Source organism: Labilibaculum sp. DW002 (genome assembly GCF_029029525.1).
In the GTDB taxonomy this organism is placed as follows: Bacteria; Bacteroidota; Bacteroidia; order Bacteroidales; family Marinifilaceae; genus Paralabilibaculum; species Paralabilibaculum antarcticum.
Genome location: NZ_JAKJSC010000007.1, coordinates 135,131 through 159,407, shown reverse-complemented (window position 1 = coordinate 159,407; position 24,277 = coordinate 135,131). Strand labels below are relative to the sequence as shown.

Sequence of the window (24,277 nt, the reverse complement as noted above, 5' to 3'; positions counted from 1 at the left end):
GGTTTAAATATTAATTTGCAATGCCATTGATTTAAACAGACACCATACTTTTTTCCCTTCTGTTAAATTCATCTTCATTTGCGATGCATGCGTTATTGAAACCAACAACTTAAATCCGACATCCACAAGACAATAGTTTCGGTTCTCCTTCTGAATTACCTTAATAATGGTTCCTGGCAGCTGGTTTCGAATGGAGATATTAGGAATCTCCTCAAGGGTTAATGCAATATCTTTCGGACGAAGAGATACATTCATTTCATCACCAACCAAACAACAATCCGTTATTAACTCACGCTCTACCCGAATCTCTTTATGAGCATCTTTATTTGATAGGATTGTGATACCATTTTTTTGATCATGAGATTCTACCTTAAATGGAATGACATTCATTAAACCCGCACCACGCATAACATCAAGCATGCTTTCCTCTTCTACCAAATCGAGGTAATTTCCATGACCTACAACTCTGCCATTCTTCAACAAAAACAATTCCCTAGTTAAGCTTAGCAAGTCGGGTAAATCGTGACTAACCACCAACATTGGGATTTTAAATTTCTGATTGATCTTAATTAAGTATGGGATGATCTGTCGACGCAACTTTACATCTAGCGATGAAAATGGTTCATCCATTAACAAAAGCTTTGGAGAACTCAGCAGAGCTCTTCCTATTGCCACTCGTTGCTTTTCTCCTCCAGACAATTGCTTTGGCCTCTTGTCTAACAAATCATTTAATTCTAATAAACCAACCAGCTCCTCAAATTCAATCACTTGTTTGCCTTTCAGGACATAAGGAGTTGCAAATAGTAAATTTTTGCGAACGGTCATGTGTGGAAACAATCTTCCCTCCTGAAACACGTAACCGATCTTACGATTACGAGCTGGCTCCCATATTTTTTTTGAAGTATCAACCATCCTCGCCTCATCGATCTCAACAAAACCTTCATCTGGACGTTCCAATCCGACAAGCAAATGCAAAAGAGTTGTTTTCCCAGCTCCCGAAGGACCAAAAATCCCTGTAATTCCTTTTATAAAATCCACTTCTATATCAAGAGAAAAATTCCCTTTCTTAGATTTCAAGTGCGCTGATAAAGCATGCATAATTGATTGTTTAATTTAATCTCTTCTAGTTCCTTCGATGTAATTTTTTCACCAAAAACTCAGATACAGACATGGCTAAAAAAGAAAATACTATTGCCACTAAGAGCAAGCGAAAAGCCGAACTTTCCATCCCTGGTACTTGAATCTGATTAAAAAGAGCCAATGGAATTGTTTGTGTTTCGCCCGATATATTTCCTGCAAAAATAATTGTTGCACCAAACTCACCTAACGATCTTGCAAACGAAAGAACGAAACCACTAATAATACCGGGCAAAGCCAAAGGTAAGGTTACTCTTACAAAAGCCTGAAATGTATTTGCTCCTAATGTTTTTGCAGCTTCTTCAAATCCAGGATCGACCATTTCTATTGAAAGACGAATGGCACGAACAGCCAAGGGAAAAGATACAATCATAGATGCAATTACAGCGGCATAATAAGTAAAGGCAATTCTAATTCCGAACCATTCATTTAAATATTGTCCTATTACACCTCTGGTACCCAATAGCAAAAGCAAAATAAAGCCCGTAGCGACTGGCGGTAACACCAATGGTAAATTAATAATTCCTTCAATTAAGGACTTTCCTCTAAACGATTTTCTTGCAAGCCACCAACCAACTAAAATTGCAATTGGCAAAACCAATACGGCACACCATAAAGCAACCTTAAAAGACAAGGTAATTGCGCTCATTTCCACTTCCGAAAAACCTAAAAAAGTCTGCATATCAGTTTACATTAAAACCATTCTTTTTCCATATCATTCTTCCTTTATCACCATTTAAAAAGGCTATAAAATCATCTGTTTTCTTATCCTTTATTATTTTAGTGGCAGCGTAATATTCTATGGGATCGCTATCTTCCTTCTTAAACTCAAATATCACTTTAACTTTATTTGATTTCTTTGCATCCGAAAGGTATACCATTCCCATTTCAGCCTCTCCCATCTCAACCATAAAAAGAGCATCGCGAACATTTTTTGCTGGCAATATCCTCCTATCCAAATTCTCTTGCCACAAGTATTTTTTTATTATTTGATGTGCATATTTGCCAGCTGGCACATGCAAGGGATCTCCAATTGATAACCTTCCTTTAAACAATTGAGGAAATTGATTTATCGATACAGAATCTTGCTTTCCAATATTGCTATCGATAGGTACAATTGCAACCAAACTGTTCTTTGCAATTCCTTTCTTCGAATTACTTGCAATAAATTGCAAAGAGTCCAAATAATCAATCCATTCCTTGCTAGCAGAAACATAGTAATCAAAACCTGCTCCATTCTCAATTTGTCTGGCTAAAATCCCTGATGATGCAAAATTAAGTCTCACTTTCACTCCCTTTTCAAGCGTATATTCATGGGCTATTTCAGTTATCACATCAGTAAGACTTGATGCTGCAAATAATGTTACCTCATTCCGATCTTCTGTAGATGAACAACCTACTAAAGAGTAAGTTGTTATTAAAAGAAGAAAGAGATGTTTAAGCGTTAACTTCATTATTGATTTGTGTTGCTTTAATGATTTTTAGAAGATGTTAAAATAGTCATTTTTCTATTAAAATGGCGTATTTCAACGAGAAGGAATCCTTAGCACTAATAATTAATTTGTTAAGGAAATGCTAATTTTTAATCATTCTAAATAAAATTTCGTAAATTGTTAGTTAGAAAATAATGCACTAAAAAAAAGCAACTTATGAAGGACAATATCCTTTGGTACTTTGAAAATTTTAATTTTCTGGATTCACTAAGCATGAAAGAAAAAATGGAACTAAGTGATCGAGCCAAAATGCTTGAGGCAAAAAAAAATCAAACCATATATTTACCAAGCGACGTGTCCAATTCCATTTATTTTCTAAAGGAAGGCAAAGTAAAAATCTCTTCTTTTTCTGATGATGGTAAAGAATTAATATTTGCGATTCTTGGACCTGGAGAAATTTTCGGGGAATTAGCTATAGCAGGTCAAACAAATCGAGAACAAATTGCAGCCACAACAGAAGATGCTATTATCTGCTATATTAATGTAGAAGAATTTGAAAATTTTTTAGCCAGTCATCCACGCTTGAGTCTAAAAATAACCAAATTGATTGGGTTCAGACTTAAAAAGATACGTAGCCGTTTGGAACGGATGTGGTTTAAATCGGCTGCAGAACGTGTTAAAAGCCTTTTATCCGACCTCATAGAAGAACATGGAATAAAGATTGGTGATGAAAGAGAAATTCGATTAAACCTTACTCATCAAGACATTGCAAATCTTGCTGCGACAACAAGGCAAACGGTTACTTCTACTTTTAATGAATTGGAGCGTGAAGGAATTATCACTTATGACAGAAGACGAATCTTAGTTCGAAAACCAAAGGAACTTACCTAAACCATGACCTTAGTTCTTCGTTTTGGCTTTCTTCACTCTTACCTGTTCTATTTTGCTACGAATCGGCTTGTAACGCAATAAAAAACCTACGCCTAAAATACTTGCATACAAAACCCAATCTTCCTTCATTAATATGACATGTATAAGTGCTAATATTCCGGCAAAATAGGATAATCGATGCACTTTTTTCCATGTTTTCTTAAGCCATTTCATCGAACGTTTATTCGAGGTAATCATCAAGAAAAAGACAATGATACACGCTAGAAAACCAATTATTAATTCGGGCTCGCTAAAGGTTGCCAAAACCCCTTCGTAAGTAACAAATAATAGAAAATGAAGCAGAGCATATACTCCTGTAGTAATCCCAATTGCTTGGCGCGTGTACAAACTACAAGTCCAACCAAAAAGAATTCTTAAAGGTGTGCACATTAAAATAGCAAGTAAAAAACGTATGGCCCACTCTCCCGTAACCTGACTAGCATACTTAATTCCTGGCATGGAATCAAAATCCATCTGATCTGCTATATGTGGAGGATATTCATAATCATCAAACAGTAAGAAAGCATAAGTGTTATCCTCAAAATTGAAGCTTAGCATTTCTAGTAAGTTCACTAATGGTAAACTTGCAAGAATGCAAACCAAAATCCAGCCCCAATGTTTCTTCAACCAATTCATCTAAAATTCAATAATATTTTGTGTAGAATACACATTTCGCAAGAAGTCTTTTTTATCGATCAGAAAAAACTCATAAATGTTATGTTCGAGCATAAAAATGCTAAAATAGATTGAAAAGAAAAATACCAATATATAGGTATTCATAAATAGGAAGAATCAACCGTTTTTGCTGATCTGCTGCAATCTCTCCATATCCAAAATGGTAATATTTCTTCCATAAACTTTCAGAATATTATCCGTCTCAAAGCCACAAATTTGCTTCGATACACTTTCTCTACTTGTACCAATCATATGTGCAATCTCTTTACGACTAAGGGGCAAAGCAAAACTAGAAGACTGAAAAATAACACTTGAAAAATATAGCAATGCATCTGCAACCTTTCCAAATATCTTTTTTTGATGTTGATCAATAAAACGATGATAATTTCGAAGGCTATCATTACAAACCGAAGATAGAATTTCGAAACTAAAATTTCCATTTTCTTTAATAAACTTAGAAAAAACAGGTAACTCGATATAACAAACGGTAACCTTGGTTAACGCCATGTATGAATAATGGTTAATCCTGTCGCTAAAAATAGAATGCAAACCTAAATAGGAATGCGGTTTAACTACCTGAAGTATGTATTCCAGAGAAGAAGTTCCTTTTCCATATTCCTTAACTAAACCATTGCGTAAGTAAACAATGTGAGAAGCCATAGATCCTTCCGATAGTATAATTTCACCCTTCTCAAAACTTGCTTCATGATAACTGTTACTCAGCAATTCTAGTTCCGAATCGGACAGCGTTTGAACTGCACAAGATTTATCTGTGCATGATTCACAATTGGAAAATATTGTATTGGCCTTTGTTAATAACATAACTTAGTGATGTATCTCACAAAGGTAAGATAAATCATTCACATTAAGCAATTATTATAAGCTCTTATTATGGCGTAACTTTACAGTACAATATAAGAGCATGAAAAAAACATTATTCATATTACTAATGTTAACGTTGATATTATTTATCGACTATGTTTTGTTAATTGCATTTGGTTGGTCGGCATCAGAATTGGGTGCGCAAGACAAATTCTATTGTGGATTTTATTGCAAATTTGGAGTGTCTCTTCTGGTCTTGTCTTTTGTGGTTATTGTGATATTATCAAGAAGATTTTTAGCCAAAAATCAAATTTTCAAACCGTAAACCAAATTAGAACGTTAAGCTTAATTGAAAAACCCCAGATTGACTGATCAATCTGGGGTTTTCTTTTAAATATCATTATTTTAAAGTCCTAAATTCTTATTTTTAATGACTTCATCCTGTAATTTTCTTGCCAATTTTTGTTCACGAACAAGAGCATTCTTACGATGTGTTTCAAATTCTTCCCTTACATCTACCAAAGTCTCCTTCGTTTCTACTGTAACTACATTACTTCTTTTAAACAGGAAGAAACAAATCCCTGCGATAATCAATGAACCTAAAATAAGAACCCACATAATCGTATTGTAAGTAGATTTTGGCAATTCCATACCTAATAATGCCATGCTATCCTTAGAATTTACAGTTTCATCTAAATTCTTTTTTACAGATTCTAATTCATTTTTTAGAGATGTGATCTCCTTTTGTTGAGCAGTAGTTAATGATTTTGAATCAGCTAAATTCTTCTTCACAAAATCTAAAGAATCCTTCACATTCGATTCAAATCGATTCAAGGAATTAATTTTGATAATCTTTTTATCTTCATACCGATTCGATACTTTCATCATGTAATCGAACTGCTCTTTAATCGTCCCATCATCTAAATAAGCCTTTCTTGGCGTCTTTACTACTTTTTTCTTTACCGTAGGTGTGCTTGTAGCTTGCTTTGTGGCATCTTGTGTTTTTACTTCTGTTTTAGCTTCTTCCTTAACAGTTTCGGTAGTTTGCGCAAAAATGTTTAAGGAAAACAAGGTAATAAGGGCAATTGTAAAAAATGATTTGTACATCTTCATTGGGCTTCTATTTGATCTATTAGTGTGTCTCAATTACAAAGAAAACGATAATCGAAAAAGAAAATTGTAATTCAAAGAATAATTTTTCTTAAACTTTATTTATGCTGAGTTTCTACTGGCATTAATATTACCATAAAGTGATCGAATTACCAAGTTCTGCAATATAATATATTTATTTTGATCGATATTACCATTTAGTTCCATCTCTCTAATTTTCATTAGTGCAAATTGCTGAATGCATATCAAAGGCAAAACAATTTCTTCTCTGAGTTGTATCGAATCCTTTAATTCTAGAGATAATTCCATTAATTCTTTTTGCCCTGACACCTCTAGTAACATATCAACACTCAGAAGATATTCATCATGAATCCAATTCCAAAAGTCTCCAAACTCCTCATCTTTTTGCATGTATTGTGTTAGAGAGAAAAAAGATTTACTTATTGACTGCATACTATTCTCCACTAATGTTCGAAAGAATAATGAATTCTGATACAGCTTTTTACATCCTTCCATTCGCCCCTCATCTTTTAATCTCTTAATAGAAGTACCAACCCCAAAAAATCCTGGCACATTCTGCTTCATTTGACTCCAAGCTCCTACAAAAGGTATTGCTCGCAAATCTTCAAAATTTAATTGAGCTGAAGCTTTTCTTTTACTTGGTCGGCTACCTATTTTAGCTTTCCCGTAATATTTAAGCGCACTCATTTTCTCAAGATAGGGAACAAATTTATCTGATGATTTAAAACGATGATATTCTTCCATACTGTATTGCGAGAGCAATTCCATTATTTCCTTATCCTCAGGATTAAATTGTTTGCTTTGATCTTCGAACAAGCGATTCCCTAAACCAGCAGTAATCAACAATTCCTGATAATATTTTGCAGATGCCTTGGTGCCAAATTTTGAACTAATGGTTTGTCCTTGAATGGTTACCTGAATTTCCTGATTTTCAATATTATTTCCCAGTGATGAATAAAACTTGTGCGTATTTCCCCCTCCTCGTGCTGGTGGTCCACCTCTACCATCGAAAAAGACAACTACAATGCCTTTCTCTCTGGCTAAACGTGTAATGTTTTCTTTGGCTTTGTATATACTCCAGTTTGCCGAAAAGTAACCTCCATCCTTAGTTCCATCAGAAAAGCCAAGCATGATTGTTTGCTTTTTGCCACGTTTGTTTAGGTGTCCGTAATAAATTTCATTTTCAAACAACTCTTTCATTGTTTCATCAGCCTTAGCTAGATCTTCAATGGTTTCAAAAAGCGGTACAATATCAATGGGTAAATCTTCATTCCAAGCACAAAGTTTAGACATGGCGAAAACTCTTGCCACATCAACGGCAGTTTGACAATTACTAATGATAAAACGGTTACAAGCTGGTTCCCCATTTTGTTCTTGAATCTCTTTCATGGCTGAAAACACGCGAATTGTATCTCTGCTTACTTCATCAGTAGTTACAAAAGAACTTATCGATTCCTTTACAGCAAGCAAATCATCAATGGAAGCCTTTTCAAAATTTTTACCAGCTAAAACTGGAGATTCGCACAAAACGTCGAAGGCTTTTTTAATGATTCTACTGTCCTGACGAATGTCAATACTTGCAAAATGCGATCCAAATAGCTTTACCTTATTCTGAAATTTCCTCAACAAATCCAAGAAAAATCCATCATGTTCGTTGACTAAAATGTGCTCAATTTTCGAAAGACCATCATTGATTTCCTCAATTGAAATACCTTGTTCAGAATCATTGTTTACTTTATCTAAAACCCTTTCTTCCAAGTCTACAATTAATTCATAAACTCCTTTAAAACTTAAGCGTCTTCGTAGCAGCCTTAAATCTTTGTAATAGTTTGTAAACAATATGGTTCGTAATCTTTCCGCAACCTTTAATGTGGTTTCTGATGTTACAAATGGATTTCCATCTCGATCGCCACCTGGCCAAAATCCAAATGAAATCATAGGACCAACTTTTGTATCCTTTAACTCTTTACTACTAAGCAATTCGGAGTACAATTCAGATGCAGATCGGTAAAATATATTTTCCAAATACCAACTTAAACTTTTAGCCTCATCGTATGGTGTAGGTCTCTCCTTCTTAAAAAATGGAGTTTTTCCAAGTTGTGTTAAAAGAAGCTTAATTTGGATCAGATCATTCTTCTGGATTGCCTTAATTAAATCATTAATAATTGCCAAAACCGTACTCGGATAAAACTGAGTTGGATGGGCAGTTAAAACAATACGGACAGCAAATTTTTCCAAATCACTTTTTACCTCATCCCATTTGTCTTTACGCTTTATTTTCGATTTCAATGCTTTTAAACTTCCAGCACCATCTATATCATTCAATTTATCAAATTCAGCATCCTCAACTGCATCTAATAACACGACTTGCCTTTCAATGTAATGAATTACCCGAAACATAAAATCCAATTGCTCCTTTTCGGTTCGAAAAGAGGTTTGTTTCTCAAAAAAAAGATTCAGAATCTCAATTGGCGATTTCCCCTCCTTTAATCCTTTCGAACATTCATTTTTAAGTATAGGAATTAATATTCCTGTTCCATGAATTCCATCCAATGGCAAGGTTAAAAAAATACTATTATACAGTTGGTATTTTAAATCAACTTCATTTTGGAATTTTTCAGATCTCATACGTTCATTCGTTATTCCCCCAATGTTTCACATATCATTTATCCTATTAAGATAATAAAAACGGATTGAAAATAACGAGATGTAGGTATATTCCTTCAAGAATTGAAAATAGAATTAAACAGTTACCATTGTTCTAATCACGAATTACATTTCGATATTTTAAAGGAGAAGTTCCATATTGCTTCTGAAAAAGCTGACAAAAGTGAGATACATTAGAAAAACCTGATTCCCAGCAAATGTCATTAACCGTTTTGTCTGAACTGATTAACAAATGAGAAGCATATTCTAATCTCTTTACACGAATCCAATTGGCCGGACTGTCGTTGTACTTTTTCTTAAATTCTCGTTTGAATTGCGACAAGCTTTTGTTTGATAGAAAGGCAAGATGATCAACATTAAGATTACGGTAAATATTTGATTGCAATACCGTATCGATGGCCGATTGGCGAACCATTAACATTTCCCTAAGGAAACTAATAAAATAGGTTCGCTCCTGCCCTAAAATAAGTACCAAAAGAAGTTCATTTAATTTATTACTTAACAATTCAGGGCCAGGGAGAGGTAGAACTTGAAAATATGAAATCAAAGAAGAGATATACACCTGCATCCATGAATCCATATGATATTGATAGGCTCCCCAAGTTTTTATATCCATGGCTTCGGAAGAGTGAAGCATGTGTTTGTACTTTTCTACAAACTCAATAATAAACTCCTCTTTTAAGAAGATAAAAATGCCTGAATTTTGATTTCCTTGATTCAACTTTTCGTTGATAAGAATTGAACCTTTTTTAATAAAAATAGCCTCACCTTCCTCAATCTGATAGTAATGATTTGGTGTAACTACTCCTTTGTTTCCTTTCAAAATAAACATTAAGGTATGCTCGCCGATAAAGAATTTCTCCAATTCTTCCTGATCGGTATTGGAATAATAGACAATATATTGCTGATCGGTTTCTAAAATTTTACAAACCTCCGATCGTTCAAAATATGCTTTTAATTCCTCGCTAATCACCTTATTTATCTTTTATTTAATAGTGAATGCAAATTAGGGGTCTGAAGTCCCTCTAATTTGCAATCTATTTCATTTTACAAATCAATATGAAAGTAAGTAATAATTAATAAACTTAAGAAGTATAACTCCTGGCTTATCCTTCCCCAATTGATTTTTTAAGCTCCTCCAGTGTTCGAATTGATGAATCTACCTGAAAACCAGTCTGATTATCAACAACATTCATTCCACGAATTATTTCTTTCGTTTTAGGAATAGCTGGACTGTTCATACTAAATTTCTCAAGACCTAAACCAATTAGCAAACCAGTTGCCTTAGGGTTCCCAGCCAATTCGCCACACATACTCACCTCTATTCCTGCTTCTTTCGAACGAATTAATATTTCTTGAATAGCTGTTAACACCGCTGGATGAAAGGGACTATGATATTTAGCCACACTATTGTTATCTCGATCTAAAGCCAATAAATACTGCGTAAGATCATTGGTTCCAATGCTCAAGAAATCCAACTCTAAAGCCAATTGTGGAATGAAAAATATCGTTGATGGCACTTCTATCATTACACCAACTTTCATCTTATTTGAAAAAGGGATTCCCTCTTTGTTCAAATCTGCTTGTACTTCCCGAAGTAATTCATTCGCCGAAAGAACCTCTTCTATCACACCAACCATTGGATACATTACGCGAAGATCGTATTCTGCAGAGACACGACAAATTGCTCTAAGTTGCGTTTTAAACAATTCTGTATTCTGTAAGCAGTATCGAATACCTCTTAAGCCTAAAAATGGATTATTTTCTGCTGGAATATCAAGATATGGAATGGGTTTATCTCCGCCTACATCAAGTGTTCGAATGGTAACAGGATAACCTTTCATATTCTCACAAACCGCTTTATATGCCTGATATTGTTCCTCTTCGGATGGAGCTTCATCTCTATTCATAAATAGAAACTCCGTTCTGTAAAGACCTACTCCTTCGGCTCCATTATCGTAAGAAATAATTGCTTCCTTAGGTCCACTTACATTTGCTAATATCTGATACGTTTTTCCATCTTTGGTAACAGCCGGTTCTTTGGCTTTAGTAAGAGTTTTTAGTCTTTTTGCTTCCTCAAGCTCTTTACATTTTCTTAAGTCTGCAATTACATCTGGATGATTCGCCGTCCATATATCCCCAGCTCCACCGTTAATGGCAATTTCCTCGCCATCCTTAATCTGATCGATCTCATCTCCTAACCCAACAATTGCTGGAATACCCAAGGATCGTGATAAAATTGCAGAATGAGAAGTCTCTCCGCCTGTTCTTGTTACAATTCCCTGAACCAAATTAAGATCCAAATTCATTGTTTCGGCTGGGCCCAATTCATCGGTAACAATAATACAAGGATGAGTAAGAATCAACTCCTTTTTTGCAACACCCAACAGCTCCAAAAGAACCTTATTCCCAACTTCTACGACATCAGCAGCACGTTCTTGCAAATAGACACTATCCATTGCTAAATATTCTGTTTCCAATTTCTTGATTTGGCCATTCCAAACATAAGCAACATTACATTTTTCATTGCGAACTGTGTCTTCTACTTCCTTAAGTAAATCTTGGTCTTGCAAGAGCAGTTTGTGGAAATCAAAGATCTCTGCCTTTTCTTTGGTCAGTTCACTTGTAATTTTCTTTTGAATGGCTCCCAATTCTTGTATGACCCGATCGATCGATTGGTGCAGCAAGAAAATTTCATGATTTGCATCTTCAACACTTTCCTTATTAAGGATTGGCAATTCTTTTCTAAACCATAAAGATTTGCCTACTGCAATTCCTTCAGAAGCAGCAATCCCATGAATTGCACCATCAGAAGTTTCTGTCTTTTCTATTTTTATACTTGTTTCGATTATCTCCTTATCATCATCTCCAAAATTAGCATCTCGAAAATCAATTAAGGCCTTTTCCAACTGATCTGCATCTTTTCCAAAAAGAACAAAATCTAAAACTTCACCCTTTTTAGCTCCCAAAGTACCCACCTGACTAATACTTGATGCTGAAACAGGTTTTTTCCCGTTAACACTAACCAAAGCTGTGGCATCAAAACGATTCACGATCTCAATTAGCTTTGCTGCAGGTCTTGCATGTAGTCCTTGCTTGTTAGGAACTGTAATTTGTATGTTTTTCCCTTCTAAAGGAATCTCTTTTTGCTCATCAGGAAGAACTTCTTCCTCTTCTGGTTGTAAAAGAACATTTTTTGCATGCAATGCATTCTTGGCCTCAGCAATTACATCTTTTATATTGGAACCAGACATGGCTTGTGCAGCAGCAGCAATTGCTCCTTCCACAAGAGGAGCTTCGCACAGTATCACCTTATCGCGCATATCATCTTCCAGAAAATCTAGCGCTAGCTCAGCACTCATAATTGCACTTCCTATATCCATTAAAACCAACACCCCATCCTCGGAATAAGCATCACGAATGGCCTGTTCAATTTTCATTGGATCTGTTCCGATAGGATTATCATCATCATCAAGCCCACCTGCAGCTTCTATCTTCACTTTATTTTGACCCATTTGCGAGGCAAGTTCTTTGACACCTTCTGCCAACATCTTACTATGCGAGACGATTACTAGACCTATCATTTTTCCTTATTTATTTTCTACAATAATTCCCTGCAATACCTTAACTATAGAACATGAAGAAGTAGCTCCAGGATCTTGATGTCCAATACTTCTTTCTCCCAAGTAACTTGCTCTACCTTTTCTGGCAATCATATTAATTGTCGATTTCAGTCCAGTTTCTGCAGCTTCTACCATTTTTGCAGCTGCTATCTCTAATGTTTCCTGCTCATTAACAGATTCATTAAGTGATTCAACCACAGGTATCCAAACATCAACCATGGTTTTATCACCAAGAGAAGCTTTTCCTATTCCTTTCACACCATCTAAACCTTTAGAAATACCTTCTTTAAGATCTTCTAAATTCAGTTCCATCTTCCCCTTCAGAGCCATGCCCATTTGCATGAAAAACTTCCCATAAAGAGGACCAGAAGCACCACCAACACTAGAAATTAAAGTCATTCCTGTATTTTTAAAAATTGCTCCTATATCTTGACCATTAAAGGATTCTAATTTCCCTAAAACTTTCTGGAAACCTCGATCCATGTTCACTCCATGATCGGCATCACCAATTGCAGCATCTAACTGAGAAAGATAATCTTTGTCTTTACTCATCACTACTGCGATTTCTTTCAACCAATCGTTAATCTGAACTTGTGATATTACATTCATTAGGTTAATTTTTTAATTAAATCTTTTTACCTAAGCTCACCTTTACTTACTAAATGGCTTAGAATATATTAAATCAGGATGTCTTAAATTGATTAAAACATCCCGATCTTATCTTTTACTTAATTCTCAACTTATACTCCCCAACGAAGACCTGGAGTATTTACAGGCGCATTCCAAAATTTCTTAATTTCTTCATCTGCCTTAACCATCGTAATTGTACATCCTTGCATTTCAAGAGAAGTAATATATGGTCCAACTAGTTTTTCTACAATCTTAATTCCTTTTGCTTCGCAAATTTCAGCAAGCTTTCGGTAAACAACATACAACTCAGAAACTGGGGTTCCACCTAAACTATTAACCATTACAATTACCTCATCACCTGCTTTTAAAGCTTCACTGGTAATTTCTTTATCTTCCCATTCTCCTTTTGTTCTATCCCACTCTCTTACAGTTCTCGTATAATCTTCATCATCCAAAATACTATCAACCATCATGCTTGTAATTTCGTCAGCAGTAGTATGCGGCATTCTTTTTCTTCCTGGTTCGCCATGTATACCAACTCCAAACTCAATCTCATCATCACCAATTTCGAAATTTACTTTCCCAACTGCAGGTACAATACATGAAGTTAAAGCCATTCCCATTGATCTACCACTACAATTTACCTTTCTAGCTAAATCAGCACATTGATCCAAATCGTAACCTGCTTCAGCAGCTGCACCAACAATCTTCTCCATTAATACAGTTGTTCCAACTCCACGTCTTCCTGCTGTGTAAAGACTATCTTTTACGGCAACATCATCATCAACTAGAATACTTTGAACTGCAATTCCCTCTTCGTGCAACATTTCTGTTGCCATATCGAAATTCATTACATCACCAGTATAATTCTTCACCAAAAACAGAACACCTGGACCACCATTTACTTGCTTTGCACATTCAAGCATTTGGTCTGGTGTAGGCGAAGTAAACATTTCTCCAGGACAAGCTCCATCCAACATTCCCATTCCAACAAACCCGCCATGCATTGGCTCGTGCCCACTTCCTCCACCTGAAACAAGTGCTACCTTAGTGCTAATCGGAGAATCCGAACGATACATGAATTTTGGCTCAAGATTAATCTTAATACCACTATGAGCTGCAGCTATTCCTTCCATTTGTTCAACAACTACATCGTCTACCTTATTAATTAATTTTTTCATAGAATAAATTTTTCACAGGATCAATTGTAGAGATAGGCTTCCTTCGGGCTAGGGTTTACTTAACAAAATTTCCTGCAGTAATTATTTAGTATTTTTTATAATGTGAATTAAGCAGTTTTGCTCCATACAAAATGTTCTATTTAGTCCATTTCTTATCTAATTTGGTTAAAACGATTGCAAAATGCAAATAAATCAAAAAAATCAGCGAACACAATCCCCTAACTACTAAGTACTTTAATAAATATTAAATAAAATCACACAATCATTTTAGAATTCAAACACTATTATCAACCAAAAGGAACATATCTAATAAAATGAAACAATTCCGTCCATTTTAAATCCTCTTTTTTAAATTAAAACCGACTTAATTAACTGCGTATTTAATTCTTTCATAAGGATTGTAATCAGCAATGCAAAATCCTCAAAAACTTCATTCAATAATTAAATAATTACAAAAGATAAATTGTATCTTTAAGCTTGTCGCACCTACGACTTACTTCCTAACCTGGAACACTTATATTGCTTATGATTAAACCACTTAAAATCATTCAATCGGATCCTTTATTGGAAGAATTCCAATTTGTGATTCAACAGAGAATAGACGCCACTTCAAAAAAGGAAAAAGAATTATGTGATTCAAGTTTATCTAATTTCGCTAATGGCCATCATTATTACGGAATTCATCGTACAGATCAAAACTGGATTATTCGCGAGTGGGCACCTAATGCCTCTGAAATGTACCTTATCGGAGATTTTTCCGAGTGGAAAGAAAATCCAAAATATCAATTTACAAAAGATGATAATGGCAACTTCGAATTGGTATTAGATTTGGACCAATTAGATCACAAAGATCTTTACAAACTAATACTGCATTGGTCGGACGGAAGTGGTGAACGAATTCCTGTATGGAGTAATCGGGTTATTCAAGACTCAGACACTTTACTTTACTCAGCACAAGTATGGTATCCGAATGAAACATTCGATTGGCAACACGAAAAGAAAAGACAGAAATACAATTCTCCTCTTATATATGAAGCTCACGTGGGCATGGCAACAGAAAAAGAAGGAGTTGGCACCTATAATGAGTTCCGGGAATTTGTATTACCGAGGATTCATAAAGCTGGTTACAATACCATTCAATTAATGGCAATTCAAGAGCATCCTTATTATGGCTCTTTTGGTTATCATGTTTCGAGTCTATTCGCTGCATCATCTCGTTTTGGAACACCTGAAGATTTAAAAGGCTTAATTGACGAAGCCCATTCCTTGGGCATTATGGTAATTATGGATATCGTTCACTCTCATGCTGTTAAAAATGAGCTAGAAGGAATTGGTAATTTTGATGGATCTCCTCATCAATTTTTTCATGCAGATGAACGAAGAGAACATGCTGCATGGGATTCTCTATGTTATAATTATGCCAAAAATGAAGTTCTGCACCTTTTATTATCGAATATTAAATATTGGCTAGAAGAATATCATTTTGATGGCTACCGTTTTGATGGTGTAACAAGTATGCTTTATTACGATCATGGTTTGTCCAGAGATTTTACCAGTTATAAAATGTATTTTGATGCAGAACAAGATGAAGATGCAATTTGTTATTTGACCCTTGCTAACAAGTTGATTCATGAATACAATCCGAACGCAATAAGTGTAGCCGAAGAGATGAGTGGATACCCAGGTTTAGCTTCTCCTCTAGATGATGGTGGTTTAGATTTCGATTACCGATTGGCTATGGGAATTCCTGATTATTGGATCAAACTAATTAAAGAACAAAGAGATGAAAACTGGAAAGTTGGTAACATCTTTTATGAATTATCGAACAAACGCGCTGAAGAAAAAACAATTAGCTATGCCGAGTCGCATGATCAGGCTTTGGTTGGGGATCAAACTTTAATTTTCAGGTTGCTTGACAAAGCAATGTATGATAGCATGGATAAGTCCAGTGAAAATTTAATTGTTGATCGAGGAATTGCACTTCATAAAATCATTCGCTTATTAACTCTTTCTTGCGCTGGAAACGGATATTTAAATTTCATGGGCAATGAATTCGGTCACCCTGAATGGATTGATTTCCCTCGAGAAGGTAATAATTGGTCTTACAAACATGCAAGACGCCAATGGAGTTTACTTGACAATACAAGCTTACGTTTCGAGAACTTAAACGAATTTGATAGAGATATGATTGCCTTGCAAAATGAGTCTAATTTTATGCAGGCTAGTAATATTAAATGTTTACAAGCTGACGAAGACAATCAGGTTTTGGCCATTCAGAGAAATGACTTGCTTTTTGTTTTCAATTTAAACCCAAGTAAATCTCTCACATACTATGGCATTCCTGCAACTCCTGGCAAATATCAAATGGTTTTAAATTCCGACCATCCAAAATATGGAGGCTTTGATCGAATTAATGAAAACATCCTATACCGATCAAAACCAGAAGCAGCAATGGCAAGAAATCACAGAGTTTATCTTTACTTGCCAAGTAGAACTGCCTTGGTATTTAAACACATTCCTTCAAAACCTATTTTTTAAACATGAACATTCACAAACCGGTAATTTATCAACTATTCCCACGATTGTTTGGAAATAAAAACACAGCGCCAGTTATTAATGGTTCTAGAAATAAAAACGGATGTGGAAAATTCAACGACATCACGAACAAGGCGCTTCAAGAAATCAAAAAACTTAGTATAACTCATGTTTGGTATACAGGAATTATTGAGCATGCAATTGTTGAAGCTTATCCGGAAGCTGGAATTCCACATGGTAATCCACTGGTAATAAAAGGCAAAGCTGGATCACCTTATGCAATTAAAGATTACTATGATGTGAATCCGGATTTGGCTGAGAATGTAAATCATCGAATGCAAGAATTTCAAGATTTGATTGATCGTACCCATCAAAATACAATGAAGGTAATAATCGATTTTGTCCCCAATCATTTAGCAAGAGAATATCATTCAGATGCAAAACCCAAAGATATTTCAGACTTTGGTGAAGAAGATGATAGTAGTGTTGGATTTTCTACTCGCAATAACTTCTACTATTTACCACATGAACATTTGCATTTATCTGATGAAATTAGAAGTCATTTCTCACAAATTGTATACTATGAATATCCTGCAAAAGCAACAGGTAATGATCAATTTACAAGTTCTCCTCAAATAAATGATTGGTACGAAACTGTAAAATTAAATTACGGTATCGATTACCAGAACAATCATTCCTTACATTTCGATCCCATTCCGAATACATGGATAAAGATGAAAGACATCCTAATCTATTGGGCAGAAAAAGGAGTTGATGGCTTTCGATGCGATATGGCAGAAATGGTGCCTGTAGAATTTTGGCATTGGGTAATAGGTGAAATAAAATTGGTATTTCCTGATATTTTATTCATTGCGGAAGTATACAATCCATACTTATACGAAGCTTACATTAAAACTGGAAAGTTCGATTACTTGTACGATAAGGTTGGTTTGTACGATACCCTTAAAGGAGTTATTAAAGGACAAAAATCAGCAAGAGAAATAACGCAATGCTGGCAATCCTTAAATGGCTTGGATGAATACATGCTTCGCTTTCTGGAAAATCATGACGAGCAGCGAATTGCATCTCCATTTTTTGCAGTAAATCCTGTAAAAGCCTTACCGGCAATGCTTTTATCCGCATGTCTGCATCGAGGACCAGCAATGCTTTATTCGGGACAGGAAATGGGAGAATCTGGAATGGAAGAATCTGGATATAGTGGCTCAGATGGCCGCTCAACGATATTTGATTATTGGAATTTACCAGAACATCAAAAGTGGATGAACAATGGTAAATTTGATGGTGAATTATTATCTGATGAACAAAAACACCTTCAGAACTCGTATCGAAACATTTTGAAATATACTCAAATGCCAGCTATCGCCTATGGTGAATTTTACGATTTAATGTGGCAGAATACAGATTTTAAACTTTTTAATTCGGATAAGGTTTATGCTTTTCTAAGACATTGCAAAGAACAAAAGCTTCTAATTGTTTGTAATTTTGATTCTAATCCTCAAGACTTGCATGTTAAAATACCAAAGCATGCATTGGAGCTTATAGAAATCCCTAGACCAATAGAATTGATTTTTGATGAAATTGATACGAAGCAAACACTAAAAGTAAGTAGTGAAGGGGTTGCAGATCATGGCATTTCTATTCACATTAATGCCTATCAATACCTTGTATTTGAGATTAATTATTGATTTTTCGGTATATTGAAAACTATGAGCACAAAATACACTTGGAAAAAAGGCATTTTTGATTGTGCCTACAAAATCTATTTGAACAACCAGCAAATTGGGCTTCTACGTGACAAAAAATTCTCGCAAACCAGTGAAGGAGAAATAAATGGCAAAAGCTATTTATTTAAAACCACAGGATTTCTCAAACAACGAACACAAATTCTAAATGAAAATAATGAGCTTGTTGGTGAAATAGAATATAACAACTGGATGAACCAGGCCAATATTAGTTTGGGAGCACGAAAAATTATTTGGAAATACAGCAACATATGGCACTCTAAATGGAATATGAGTGATTCAACTGGATTACAGATCAATTCTTCTGCTTCAACTACTGCAGGAACAATTGAAACAAACACATTAGATGATATAAGTATCCTTACGGGTTTATTTGTAACCAATTATTACATACAAATGAGTGTGGTTATAATAATAATAGCTACAATGGTTCCTATTTGGACAACACTCCTCTAGTATAAGTAATAACGACATTAAATTAATAAAAAACGATTAGTCAATTACTAATCGTTTTTTTTTATACCCCAATTCAAGAAATATATTAATTTATCTAATCAATTCGTAACAGATAATTGTACAATTCTCAATTCATTTTCATAAATTGTATTTAAAGCTTTTAAAAATATAAAACCCATATTAAATAGACTATATATCTGTTAGTTATAAAGCCATTTTGGATTCATTATTGCCTATCTTAAATACCACAATATGAAGGATACCTCTAACGCATCAAACTCTTCTCCTGAAAACCAAACAATGTTTTTCAATCAGGCACTACAGTTTATTAATCACATCAATAAAATTCTTATCAAAACCAAAAGTCAAAATTCTCTTATGAGAGAAGTTATTGACCAAATATCAAACAATAACAACTTTCATTCAGCTTGGATTATATTGACTAACTCTCTGGGGACTGAAAAACGTTTTATAAAATCTTCAAATGGTGGAAAACCAAATGCAATTAAACGATTTGACAAAAAAGACTTTCCAGCTTGTGCAAAAAGAGCAATTCAAAATAATAAAATTCTAGTACGCAATAAATTGGAAGAAAACTGCAGTTTATGTGAAATATCCGAAAATTGCTTGAGTAGACACGCATTCATAATTCCAATCTCATCTAGTAATACAACATTTGGGTGTTTGTCTTTAACAATACCCGAAAAAAATATCAATAATAAAGAACTTATTAATTTATTTAACGAATTAGGTGAAGTAATCGGGTTTACCATTCATAAATTAGAGCTTGCAAGTAGAGCGAAAAAGCAACAAAAAGAAAATATAAAAAAACTCAAACAATTTGAGTTGGTAATGAATGCTACAAATGACGGCTTGTATGATTGGAATCTCAAAACCAATGAGATTTATTATTCTCCGGGCTGGAAAAAAATGCTAGGCTATCAATCCGATGAATTACCAGACGATTTATCTGCATGGGAACAATTAATTCATGAAGATGATAAAAGTAAATCATGGGATATGGCAAAGGAGTTAATCGACAAAAAGCGAGACCGTTTTGAAATTGAGTTCAAAATGAAACACAAAGATGGTCGGTGGATTAATATTCTTTCTCGCGCACAAGCAACTTTCGATAAAAGTGGTAATGCACAAAGAATAATTGGTACACACGTTGACATAACCGAACGAAAAAAATTCGAAAGTAATCAAATTAGACTAATTCATGATCAGCAAGTTATTTTAGACAATGCACCTGCCGTTATTATTTTCAAAGACACTAATAATAACATCATCCGTGTAACAGAGAGTGTCGCTAAGCTATCTGGAATACCAAAAAAAGAAATTGAAGGTAGACATTCTTCTGAAGTCTATCCAGAAATGGCTGATCAATACTGGGAAGATGACTTAGAAGTTATTCGTACTGGGAAATCTAAAATTGGTATAATCGAAACCTTACCTTCTAGCGATGGCAAAAAAATATGGTTAAGAACAGATAAAATTCCTTATCGAGATGAAAACAACATCATTAAGGGCATTATCGTTTTTTCAATAGATATTACAGATCTTAAAAATGCGGAACACAAACTTATTGAAAAGAATAAAGAGTTAACAAAATCCAAATTAAAAGCAGAAGAAAGCGACCAATTAAAAACTGCTTTCATTCAAAATTTATCACACGAAATTAGAACTCCAATGAATTCTATTATTGGTTTTTCAGAAATGCTTGAAAATCCATTATTACTTGACGATAAAAGAAAACTATTCCGTTCCATTATCATTAAGAGTTCAAACCAACTGCTTTCTATTGTAAATGATATTTTAACCATATCCTCGATTGATACTAATTCTGAAGAAAATTGTTTCGAAAATGTATGTATCAACAAGCTAATTGATGATTTACTTACTATTTCTCGGCCCAATAAATCTAAAAAAGTTGAATTTAAGTGTGTTAAATCTTTAGATAATAAAGAGTCGATAATCGTTACAGATCTAACCAAAATAACTCAAATAATCACAAATCTTTTAAACAATGCTATAAAATTCACCCACAAAGGACTAATTGAATTAGGCTATAGCCTTAAAAATAATCAGCTCGAGTTTTATGTGAAGGATACAGGTATTGGAATTGGAAAATTGCATCAAAAAAAGATATTTGAACGTTTTCGTCAAGCAAATATAAGTACAAGTCAGCAATATGGAGGAACAGGGTTAGGACTTGCCATTTCTAAAGGTTTCGCAGAATTACTGGGTGGAAAAATCTGGGTTCATTCTACTATTGACAAAGGATCTACATTTCACTTCTCCATTCCCTATCAAAAAGCAGAGGTGAAGCCGAATAAAACACTAGATATTAATATTAGCTCTAAGCTTAATACAATTTTAGTGGCTGAAGATGAACCATTCAATTACCTTCTAATCGAAGAGTTCTTAGTTAATCAAGGCTTTACACTCATTCACGCTAAAAATGGTGAAGAAGCAATTCGTATTTGTAAGACAAATATGGAAATTGATCTGATCTTAATGGATATTAAAATGCCAAAACTTGATGGTTATTCTGCAGCTAAACAAATAAAACAATTCAGACCAAACTTGCCAATCATTGCGCAATCAGCTTATGTATTGAGTCATGAAAGAGATAAATATTCAGACCTAGCATTTGATGATTTTATCACCAAACCAATTGATGTTACTGAACTAAAACAAAAATTAATTAATTCAGTTAGTTAGCAACAATAAAATAATACCAGATCTTTTATTATATTGTAATTTGTATTTATTTTAAAAAAATAACTAACAGTCTGATTGCAAAGTCATTAGCTATAACTTTCAAAATATTGCAAATACGTAAAAACCAATAATCTAATATCTAATTTTTAAGATAGTCGATGAATTATCAGAATAGGACAAAGCAACAATTAATAGACAAATTGCTAGATTTAGAAAGAGCAAACGAGCTTCTAAAAACTAATTCTGCAAATAACTCTCTCGACATTGACAATTGTTATGCATGTTTTTATAACATGTTTAATGATAATCCTGTCGGTATGGCTATTTGCCAAATAATAAGAGATGAATTAGGAAATCCTATCGACTTCATCCATCATAAGGTCAACAACTCAACAGAGCAACAGACAGGTTTTAAACCTGAAATGTTACTCAATAAAAAAACTTCTGAACTTATTTCTAAAAAGGAAACTGATCATTTTGTTAAAATTTACTCAAAAGTAGTTGAAACAAAAAAAAGCATTTCATACGAACAATACTTCCCTATTTACAAGCGCCATTTAGAAGTTGTTGCTTTTCCACTCGAGAATGATTTTTTTGGAATATCCTACTCAGATATAAGTACTCAAAAAAAGGATCAGAAAAGATTTAAATACATATTAGAAAATTCAATTTCTGTTATTTACAATTTCAATATTAAAACTGGGAGCTATGAATATGTTAGCCCTTCAACGAGTAACGTTTTCGGATACCCTTCTGAATTATTTTTAAAAGAAGGATTATCTGAAGTTTTAAAACACGTTCATCCTGAAGATCTACAAAGGTCTAAAGATCATGCTGAGCACCTATATTCAGGAAATTTCGCACAATTCCCTATTGTAGAAGAATATCGTTTTAAACATCCTAAACTTGGATACAGATGGATTAGTGATACCAGAACAATAATCCTTGATGAAGAAGGAAAAGCAATATCGATTATTGGTAGTGCCTATGACGTCACTACTAAAAAAGAATCCGAAATTGCCCTTCTTGAGAGTGAAAATAAGTTTAGGAAATTATTGGAAGGAACTCCTCTTCCGCTATGTTATGTAGATAAAAATGAGATCATTTCGTTCAGGAATGACAGATTTATAAAAGTATTCGGCTATACAGATGAAGACGTTCCTAATCTTAAAAAGTGGTGGATTGCAGCATATCCCGATCCTGAATACCGAAAATGGGTTGTTGAAAATTGGAACAATGCTGTAGAAAAAGCAATGAAAAATGGCACCGATATTAAATCAGAAGAATATAAGGTGACATGTAAGGATGGAAGTGTTAGAGATATTATCATATCAGGGATTACAATACATGATAATTTCCTTGCTACATTTATTGACATTACTGACATCAATAAAGTCCAAATCGATCTTATCCATGCCAAAGAAAAAGCAGAAGAAAGTGATCGTTTGAAATCTGCATTCCTTGCCAATATGAGTCATGAAATTAGAACTCCAATGAATGGAATATTGGGTTTTTCTGACCTTCTGAAAGATCAAAAAATAACGGGCGAGAAACAATTAAAATACCTTACGATAATTGAGGAAAGTGGAACTCGAATGCTCAATATTATTGATGATTTAATGGATATCTCTAAAATTGAATCTGGTCAAATGGAATTATCAATAACCACTACAAACATTAATGATCAATTGGATTACATATATGACTTTTTCAAGCCTGAAATTGAAGCAAAAGGAATAATGTTTAATTTGGATAAAGCCCTACTTAATAAAGAAGCATATTTAAGAACTGACAAAGAAAAATTGTATTCTATTCTAGTAAAACTGATTAATAATTCCATAAAATATACAGATTCAGGTACAATTAACTTTGGTTATCAGAAAAAAAACAATGAGTTAGAATTCTTTGTAAAAGATACTGGCACAGGGATATTATCCAGCAGATTAAATGCCATTTTCGATCGTTTTGTTCAAGCTGATATATTAGATCGAAAAGCCTTACAAGGAGCTGGCCTTGGACTATCAATAACAAAAGCGTATGTTGAAATGCTGGATGGAAATATTTGGGTAAATAGCAAATATGGAGAAGGTTCTGAATTTTATTTTTCACTTCCTTACAATTCTGAGATTAAATCAAAAAAGCATATTAAAATCACCGCAGATAACCAGAAGCCAATGATTAAACCTCTTACTATTCTAATTGCAGAAGATGATGAAGCATCTGATTATTTTTTATCTTCTGTGGTTAAACCATTCAGTAAACAAACATTAAAAACAGACACCGGAGAAGGTGCTATCGAAATGTGCAAAAAGCATACAGATATTGATCTAATTTTGATGGACATTAAATTCAGAGGGAAAAATGGTTATGAGGCAACTGAGGAAATTCGCTCATTTAATAAAGACATTATTATTATTGCGCAAACGGCATATGGTTTAGCAGAGGACCGATCCAAATGTATAAATGCAGGTTGTAATGACTATGTTTCTAAACCAATTAACAAACAGATCCTTCTCAATAAGATTAAAAAATACTTTCCAGTATAATTCAAAGGCTGTTTCTTATCG

General features: G+C 34.1%; 17 protein-coding genes. 6 read left to right on the top strand and 11 right to left on the bottom strand.

The window, feature by feature from the left end; all coding sequences use genetic code 11:
* Positions 1-3 precede the first annotated feature (3 nt).
* Genes modC through modA form a run of 3 tightly spaced genes read right to left on the bottom strand, consistent with a single transcriptional unit; the run spans position 4 to position 2,591 of the window.
* Positions 4-1,098, bottom strand: a complete 1,095-nt coding sequence (gene modC / locus L3049_RS18960) for a molybdenum ABC transporter ATP-binding protein (RefSeq protein ID WP_275111403.1) — start codon at positions 1,096-1,098, stop codon at positions 4-6.
* 25 nt (positions 1,099-1,123) lie between these two features.
* Entirely contained in the window at positions 1,124-1,819 is a 696-nt protein-coding gene (gene modB, locus L3049_RS18955) for a molybdate ABC transporter permease subunit (protein WP_275111402.1), read from the bottom strand.
* 1 nt (position 1,820) lies between these two features.
* Positions 1,821-2,591, bottom strand: coding sequence for a molybdate ABC transporter substrate-binding protein (modA, locus tag L3049_RS18950; RefSeq protein ID WP_275111401.1), 771 nt, complete (start codon positions 2,589-2,591; stop codon positions 1,821-1,823).
* Between the two features lie 195 nt (positions 2,592-2,786).
* Here modA and L3049_RS18945 point away from each other — a divergent pair, with 195 nt between their 5' ends.
* Positions 2,787-3,461, top strand: coding sequence for a Crp/Fnr family transcriptional regulator (locus L3049_RS18945; protein ID WP_275111400.1), 675 nt, complete (start codon positions 2,787-2,789; stop codon positions 3,459-3,461).
* A gap of 9 nt (positions 3,462-3,470) precedes the next feature.
* On the opposite strand, the gene L3049_RS18940 is transcribed toward L3049_RS18945, so the two are convergent.
* The 8 genes from L3049_RS18940 to dhaK form a co-directional block, all read right to left on the bottom strand.
* Positions 3,471-4,136: a protein-methionine-sulfoxide reductase heme-binding subunit MsrQ gene (locus L3049_RS18940; RefSeq protein WP_275111399.1), complete on the bottom strand. Its 666-nt coding sequence runs from the start codon at positions 4,134-4,136 to the stop codon at positions 3,471-3,473.
* Positions 4,137-4,292: 156 nt separating this feature from the next.
* A complete protein-coding gene (locus tag L3049_RS18935) occupies positions 4,293-4,997 on the bottom strand; it encodes a Crp/Fnr family transcriptional regulator (protein WP_275111398.1) in 705 nt (234 codons plus the stop codon).
* Positions 4,998-5,402: 405 nt separating this feature from the next.
* Positions 5,403-6,110, bottom strand: a complete 708-nt coding sequence (locus L3049_RS18930) for a hypothetical protein (RefSeq protein ID WP_275111397.1) — start codon at positions 6,108-6,110, stop codon at positions 5,403-5,405.
* A gap of 99 nt (positions 6,111-6,209) precedes the next feature.
* On the bottom strand, positions 6,210-8,756 hold the full coding sequence (locus L3049_RS18925) for a phosphoenolpyruvate carboxylase (RefSeq protein ID WP_275111396.1): 2,547 nt from the start codon (positions 8,754-8,756) through the stop codon (positions 6,210-6,212).
* Positions 8,757-8,889: 133 nt separating this feature from the next.
* Positions 8,890-9,768, bottom strand: a complete 879-nt coding sequence (locus L3049_RS18920) for a helix-turn-helix domain-containing protein (protein WP_275111395.1) — start codon at positions 9,766-9,768, stop codon at positions 8,890-8,892.
* Positions 9,769-9,901: 133 nt separating this feature from the next.
* Positions 9,902-12,379: a phosphoenolpyruvate--protein phosphotransferase gene (ptsP, locus tag L3049_RS18915; protein WP_275111394.1), complete on the bottom strand. Its 2,478-nt coding sequence runs from the start codon at positions 12,377-12,379 to the stop codon at positions 9,902-9,904.
* A 6-nt stretch (positions 12,380-12,385) separates the two neighbouring features.
* Positions 12,386-13,027, bottom strand: a complete 642-nt coding sequence (gene dhaL, locus L3049_RS18910) for a dihydroxyacetone kinase subunit DhaL (protein ID WP_275111393.1) — start codon at positions 13,025-13,027, stop codon at positions 12,386-12,388.
* Between the two features lie 131 nt (positions 13,028-13,158).
* Positions 13,159-14,229, bottom strand: coding sequence for a dihydroxyacetone kinase subunit DhaK (dhaK, locus tag L3049_RS18905; protein WP_275111392.1), 1,071 nt, complete (start codon positions 14,227-14,229; stop codon positions 13,159-13,161).
* A 525-nt stretch (positions 14,230-14,754) separates the two neighbouring features.
* Here dhaK and L3049_RS18900 point away from each other — a divergent pair.
* The 5 genes from L3049_RS18900 to L3049_RS18880 all read left to right on the top strand — a co-directional run bounded on the left by L3049_RS18900 (position 14,755) and on the right by L3049_RS18880 (position 24,256).
* Positions 14,755-16,767, top strand: coding sequence for an alpha amylase C-terminal domain-containing protein (locus L3049_RS18900; protein WP_275111391.1), 2,013 nt, complete (start codon positions 14,755-14,757; stop codon positions 16,765-16,767).
* A 2-nt stretch (positions 16,768-16,769) separates the two neighbouring features.
* Entirely contained in the window at positions 16,770-18,470 is a 1,701-nt protein-coding gene (locus L3049_RS18895) for an alpha-amylase family glycosyl hydrolase (protein WP_275111390.1), read from the top strand.
* 21 nt (positions 18,471-18,491) lie between these two features.
* Entirely contained in the window at positions 18,492-18,983 is a 492-nt protein-coding gene (locus L3049_RS18890; RefSeq protein ID WP_275111389.1) for a hypothetical protein, read from the top strand.
* 252 nt (positions 18,984-19,235) lie between these two features.
* Positions 19,236-21,710, top strand: coding sequence for a hybrid sensor histidine kinase/response regulator (locus L3049_RS18885; protein ID WP_275111388.1), 2,475 nt, complete (start codon positions 19,236-19,238; stop codon positions 21,708-21,710).
* Positions 21,711-21,868: 158 nt separating this feature from the next.
* The gene (locus L3049_RS18880; protein ID WP_275111387.1) at positions 21,869-24,256 is read left to right on the top strand and encodes a PAS domain-containing hybrid sensor histidine kinase/response regulator; all 2,388 of its coding nucleotides are present in this window, start codon (positions 21,869-21,871) and stop codon (positions 24,254-24,256) included.
* Positions 24,257-24,277: the final 21 nt, after the last annotated feature.

Excerpts from the sequence above, each read along its gene's own strand:
- dhaK (WP_275111392.1), bottom strand. The coding sequence starts at position 14,229 with ATGAAAAAATTAATTAATAAGGTAGACGATGTAGTTGTTGAACAAATG.
- L3049_RS18935 (WP_275111398.1), bottom strand. The coding sequence starts at position 4,997 with ATGTTATTAACAAAGGCCAATACAATATTTTCCAATTGTGAATCATGC.
- L3049_RS18940 (WP_275111399.1), bottom strand. The coding sequence starts at position 4,136 with ATGAATTGGTTGAAGAAACATTGGGGCTGGATTTTGGTTTGCATTCTT.
- modC (WP_275111403.1), bottom strand. The coding sequence starts at position 1,098 with ATGCATGCTTTATCAGCGCACTTGAAATCTAAGAAAGGGAATTTTTCT.
- L3049_RS18890 (WP_275111389.1), top strand. The coding sequence starts at position 18,492 with ATGAGCACAAAATACACTTGGAAAAAAGGCATTTTTGATTGTGCCTAC.
- L3049_RS18900 (WP_275111391.1), top strand. The coding sequence starts at position 14,755 with ATGATTAAACCACTTAAAATCATTCAATCGGATCCTTTATTGGAAGAA.
- dhaL (WP_275111393.1), bottom strand. The coding sequence starts at position 13,027 with ATGAATGTAATATCACAAGTTCAGATTAACGATTGGTTGAAAGAAATC.
- ptsP (WP_275111394.1), bottom strand. The coding sequence starts at position 12,379 with ATGATAGGTCTAGTAATCGTCTCGCATAGTAAGATGTTGGCAGAAGGT.
- L3049_RS18925 (WP_275111396.1), bottom strand. The coding sequence starts at position 8,756 with ATGAGATCTGAAAAATTCCAAAATGAAGTTGATTTAAAATACCAACTG.
- modA (WP_275111401.1), bottom strand. The coding sequence starts at position 2,591 with ATGAAGTTAACGCTTAAACATCTCTTTCTTCTTTTAATAACAACTTAC.
- L3049_RS18885 (WP_275111388.1), top strand. The coding sequence starts at position 19,236 with ATGAAGGATACCTCTAACGCATCAAACTCTTCTCCTGAAAACCAAACA.
- L3049_RS18930 (WP_275111397.1), bottom strand. The coding sequence starts at position 6,110 with ATGAAGATGTACAAATCATTTTTTACAATTGCCCTTATTACCTTGTTT.
- L3049_RS18880 (WP_275111387.1), top strand. The coding sequence starts at position 21,869 with ATGAATTATCAGAATAGGACAAAGCAACAATTAATAGACAAATTGCTA.
- L3049_RS18945 (WP_275111400.1), top strand. The coding sequence starts at position 2,787 with ATGAAGGACAATATCCTTTGGTACTTTGAAAATTTTAATTTTCTGGAT.
- L3049_RS18895 (WP_275111390.1), top strand. The coding sequence starts at position 16,770 with ATGAACATTCACAAACCGGTAATTTATCAACTATTCCCACGATTGTTT.
- modB (WP_275111402.1), bottom strand. The coding sequence starts at position 1,819 with ATGCAGACTTTTTTAGGTTTTTCGGAAGTGGAAATGAGCGCAATTACC.